The sequence below is a fragment of the Cellulomonas septica genome (assembly GCF_012396155.1).
Lineage (GTDB): Bacteria > Actinomycetota > Actinomycetes > Actinomycetales > Cellulomonadaceae > Cellulomonas > Cellulomonas septica.
The window spans coordinates 1-4518 of the sequence record NZ_JAAXOY010000275.1 but is presented as its reverse complement, the minus strand read 5'-3'; the positions used below and the strand labels follow the sequence as shown (position 1 = coordinate 4518).

The window sequence follows — 4518 nt, the reverse complement described above, 5'->3', positions numbered from 1 at the left end:
GGTCGCGTACAGCAGGTCGACGGTCGCGACGCCGAGCCCGGCGCCGATCGCGACGCGCGTCCCGTGCACGACGCCCTCGCGCAGCAGCAGCACCCCGATCGGCCCGACGGGCACGGCGACGGCGAGCCCGGCGAGCGCGCCGAGCAGCAGGGCGGAGGTCACGTCCACGCGGACCAGGATCGTCCCGTCGGGCGGCGCGCGTCGACGGTCCGCTGCGCAAGTCGTCGTCGGACTGCGAGAATGTGCGCCGTGGACGTCATCGACGACGCGATCCTTCGAGAGCTGACCGCGGATGCGCGGTTGCCGTTCCGCGAGCTCGGCGCGCGCGTGGGCCTCTCCGCGAACGCCGCCGCGGCACGCGTGCGCCGCCTGGTCGACGACGGCACGATCCGCGGCTTCACGATCGTCACCGGCCGTGCACCCGCGGGAGCGCCCGTCGGCGGGCTCGAGGTCTTCATCGAGGTCCGCCTGGCGCCCGAGACGACGAACGAGGACTTCCAGTCGGCGCTGCGCCGCGCGCCGGGGTTCCCGCAGGTCCTCGACGCGGTGCACGTGACGGGCTCGTACGACTACCTGCTGCACGCGCTCGTCGCGGACCCCGCGTCGCTCGACCGCCTCGTCCGTCGGCTCAAGCGCGAGGCGGGCGCGGCGCAGACGTTCACGCGCCTCGCGCTGCGCGACCCCGAGCCCGCCTGACGCCGTCGTCGCGACGGGTTCACCCCGCCCGCGGGACGTCCGTCCCTGTCGAGCGGCGCGTGGCCGTCGATAGGTTCGACGACGGCTCACGACGCGAGAGGCAGCAGGGGATGACGTTCTGGCACACCACGGTCCTGGTGCTGGGCGCCGCGGGGTTCGTCCTCGCGCTCGTCGTGGTCGCCGCCGCCGGCTCCTACCTGGCGCAGTGGACGCGACGGGAGCGCTCGTCGCCCGAGGCGTGATCCCGGCCCCCGGGGGCGCCCGCCATGGACCGCCGGACGAAGGGCCGCGACGCCCGCACGCCGCTACTGTGCGCAGGTGCCGTCGGGAGCCCGACGGCGGGAGCGGAGGCAGGGATGCTGAGCAACCTCAACGTCTGGCACCTGGTCGTGCTGGGCGTCGGGTTCGTCGCCGTGCTCGCGGTGCTGGTCGGCGTCGTCGCCGCGGGCGTCGCGCTCGGCCGTCGCCCTCCGCAGAACCGCCCGCCCGAGGGCTGACCGCCCGGGACCGACCGTCCCGGGACGTGAAGGACCCCTCGCACACCCGCCAGAGCTCACCTGCCCTTGCTGCCTTCCGGCCCTGGGGGGGTTCAGCGAGATGACGCCGCACGAGGGGTCTGCCCACCAGCCTAACGGACGTGGGGACGGCCTCGTGCACGGCCGCCGCCCGCACCGGCCCACCGGGCGGCCCCGCGGCGGCCGTCAGTCCAGGACGTGCCGCAGGTAGCGTCGCGGGTCGTCGAGGAACCCCTGCCACCGCAGCACGAGGTCGAGGTCCTCCCACGCGCACCGGCGCATCCCCCACTCGCCGACCTCCCAGATCGTCGCGCCGGGCAGCGCCGCGAGGATCGGCGAGTGGGTCGACAGGACGACCTGCGACCCGGGCGACCGGACGAGGTCGTGCAGGTGCGCGACCAGCGCGAGGCAGCCGGTGAACGACAGGGCCGCCTCGGGCTCGTCGAGCAGGTACAGGCCCGGCTTGAACATGCGGTCGCCGACGAGGGACAGGAACGACTCGCCGTGCGACATCTCGTGGAACCGCGGCTCCGGGCGCATGCCCGGGTTCTCCTCCAGGTACGTGTAGAAGGAGTGCATCGTCTCGGCGCGCAGGAAGAAGCCGAACCGTCCGGCCCCGATGTCGCGCTCGAGCCGGAACCGCAGCTCGGCCTCGGTCGGGCGCGTCGAGTGCGCGGACCCGATCGAACCGCCCTCGGGCCCCATGTCGCGGCTGAGGGCGAGCGCCTCGACGAGCGTCGACTTCCCGGCGCCGTTCTCCCCGACCAGGATCGTCACCGGGTCGAGGTCCCAGCCCTCCGCCATCACCTGCCGCACGGCGGGGATGCGGGCGTACCAGGGCGCGTTCGCGTCGTCGGGCACGCCCGACGGCTGCACGCGCCGCACGGGCAGCGGACGGTCGAGGCTCACACCGCAGGTGTACCCGGCGGCCGGGCGCGCGTCCAGCGGGTGTGCGCGACGGTCGACCGGGCCACACTCGGAGGGGTGAGCAGCGACGGCATCCCGGGACCGGTGGCCGAGCCCCCTGCGGCACCTGCGCCGGGGGCCGAGCGGTACGACTACGACCTCGTCGTCATCGGCTCGGGGCCGGGCGGCCAGAAGGCGGCGATCGCGGCGGCGAAGCTCGGGCACCGCGTCGCGGTGGTCGAGCGGCGGCACATGATGGGCGGCGTCTCCGTCAACACCGGCACGATCCCGTCGAAGACGCTGCGGGAGGCCGTGCTCTACCTGACCGGCATGGCGCAGCGCGACGTCTACGGCGCGAGCTACCGCGTGAAGAGCGACATCACGATCGAGGACCTGTTCGCCCGCACGCAGCACGTCATCGGGCGCGAGATCGAGGTCGTGCGCGCACAGCTGCTGCGCAACCACGTCGACCTGCACGCGGGCGCCGCGGCGTTCGTCGACCCGCACACGGTCGAGGTCACCGACGACGACGGCCGGCGCACCCGGTTCTCGGGGCGGTTCCTCGTCGTCGCGACCGGCTCGCGCCCGCACCGGCCCGACACCGTGCAGTTCGACGAGCGGACCGTCGTCGACTCCGACGGGGTGCTCGCGCTCGACCGGGTGCCCGGGTCGATGGTCGTCGTCGGCGCCGGGATCATCGGCATCGAGTACGCGTCGATGTTCGCCGCGCTGGGCACGCGCGTGACGATCGTCGACAAGCGCCCCACGATCCTCGAGATGTGCGACCCCGAGGTCGTCGAGTCCCTCAAGTTCCACCTGCGCGACCTGTCGGTGTCGTTCCGGCTCGGCGAGGAGGTCGCGGGTGTCGACACCGGCTCGCGCGGGACCGTCACGCGGCTCGCGTCGGGCAAGAGGATCGCGGCCGACACCGTCATGTACTCGGCCGGGCGGCAGGGGCAGACGGCCGGGCTCAACCTCGAGGCCGCCGGGCTGCAGGCCGACAAGCGCGGGCGGATCGTCGTCGACGAGGACTACCGGACCGCCGTGCCGCACGTCTTCGCCGTCGGCGACGTCATCGGGTTCCCCGCGCTCGCGGCCACGTCCATGGACCAGGGCCGGCTCGCCGCGTACCGCGCGTTCGACGAGCCCGCGCGCGAGCTCGCGGCCGTCCAGCCGATCGGGATCTACACGATCCCGGAGATCTCGTACTGCGGGCGGACGGAGGACCAGCTCACCGCGGACGCGGTCCCCTACGAGGTCGGGATCGCGCGTTACCGTGAGCTCGCACGCGGCCAGATCGTCGGCGACTCCTACGGGATGCTCAAGCTGCTCGTGCACACGGAGACGCGGGAGCTGCTCGGCGTGCACATCTTCGGGACGTCGGCGACCGACCTCGTGCACATCGGCCAGGCGATCATGGCGTGCGGCGGCGACGTGGACTACCTCGTGGACACCGTGCTCAACTACCCGACCCTGTCCGAGGCGTACAAGGTCGCGGCGCTGGACGCGACGAACAAGATCCGCGCGGTGGCACGGTTCAGCGAGGTGTGACGGAGGGGGACCGGTGGCGGGGCTCACGTGGGGAGGGCCCGCTCGGGACCTCGACTGCCGCATCTGCGGGACGAGCGGCGCGGCCGCCGGGGTCGTCACGACGGCCGGGCTCGACGGGGCGGACATCCACGGCGTGCGCTGCGCGACGTGCGGAGCGCTCGACCTGCTGCCCGTCGCGGGGGCGTCCGGCTCCGACGACGTCCAGGTCGACGAGTACGTCGAGGGCGGCGCCGGTGTCGGCACGATCGCGACGGCGCTCGCGGCGGTCGACCCCGCGCGCGTGCGGCGGTTCCTCGACGTCGGCTGCAACTACGGCTTCGCGCTCGACCTCGCCCGGTTCGCGCACGGCTGGGAGGTGCTGGGCATCGACCCGTCGTACGCGGCGGTCCGCGGCGCGGCCGAGCTGGGCGTGCCGATCGTGCACGACTTCCTCACCACGGAGTCGGACCTGGGCGGCACGTTCGACCTGGTCCTGGCGAGCGAGGTCATCGAGCACGTCCCGGCACCTCTCGACTTCGCGCGCGTGCTGCGCCGCCACGCGGGCCCGACGGGGATCGTCCTGCTCACCACGCCGGCCGCCGAGCACGTCACGCCCGAGTCCCCCGAGCCGGAGGTCGTCGCCGCCTTGAGCGCCGGCCTGCACACCGTCCTCGCGACGCGCGACGGCCTGCGCGACCTGCTGCGCGAGGCCGGGTTCGCGGTCGCCGAGGTCCGCCGCGAGGGCCTCACGCTCGTCGCGTTCGCGACCGACGACACCTCCGCGCCCGCGCCGCACTGGGACCGGCACCTGCCGCCCGCCGTGCTCGAGGACTACTACGCGCACCGCGCCGCCGAGGCGGACCCGTCCGGC

The 4518-nt window shown here is 74.2% G+C and carries 6 protein-coding genes and 1 other RNA gene; 5 read left to right on the top strand and 2 right to left on the bottom strand.

Translation table 11 applies throughout. The features are described from left to right. The first annotated feature begins 240 nt into the window (after positions 1 to 240). The 3 genes from HGA02_RS11385 (at position 241) to HGA02_RS11380 (ending at position 1193) form a co-directional block, all read left to right on the top strand. A complete protein-coding gene (locus tag HGA02_RS11385) occupies positions 241 to 696 on the top strand; it encodes an Lrp/AsnC family transcriptional regulator (RefSeq protein WP_210728462.1) in 456 nt (151 codons plus the stop codon). Positions 697 to 806: 110 nt separating this feature from the next. Beyond that, the gene (locus HGA02_RS21445; protein WP_255490122.1) at positions 807 to 938 is read left to right on the top strand and encodes a hypothetical protein; all 132 of its coding nucleotides are present in this window, start codon (positions 807 to 809) and stop codon (positions 936 to 938) included. Positions 939 to 1052: 114 nt separating this feature from the next. Beyond that, positions 1053 to 1193, top strand: coding sequence for a hypothetical protein (locus HGA02_RS11380; protein WP_168679105.1), 141 nt, complete (start codon positions 1053 to 1055; stop codon positions 1191 to 1193). A gap of 26 nt (positions 1194 to 1219) precedes the next feature. On the opposite strand, the gene ffs is transcribed toward HGA02_RS11380, so the two are convergent. Next, positions 1220 to 1316, bottom strand: an RNA gene (gene ffs / locus HGA02_RS11375) — signal recognition particle sRNA small type. Positions 1317 to 1397: 81 nt separating this feature from the next. After that, on the bottom strand, positions 1398 to 2120 hold the full coding sequence (locus tag HGA02_RS11370; RefSeq protein WP_168679104.1) for an AAA family ATPase: 723 nt from the start codon (positions 2118 to 2120) through the stop codon (positions 1398 to 1400). A 75-nt stretch (positions 2121 to 2195) separates the two neighbouring features. Between HGA02_RS11370 and sthA the strand changes: the two genes are divergently transcribed. Together sthA and HGA02_RS11360 are read left to right on the top strand one after the other, a co-directional pair. Further along, positions 2196 to 3668 carry a Si-specific NAD(P)(+) transhydrogenase gene (gene sthA / locus HGA02_RS11365; RefSeq protein WP_343035447.1) on the top strand — a complete coding sequence of 491 codons (1473 nt, stop codon included), beginning with the start codon at positions 2196 to 2198 and terminating at the stop codon, positions 3666 to 3668. 13 nt (positions 3669 to 3681) lie between these two features. Further along, positions 3682 to 4518, top strand: an 837-nt coding sequence (locus HGA02_RS11360; RefSeq protein WP_168679103.1) for a methyltransferase domain-containing protein, incomplete at its 3' end; no start/stop codon positions are given.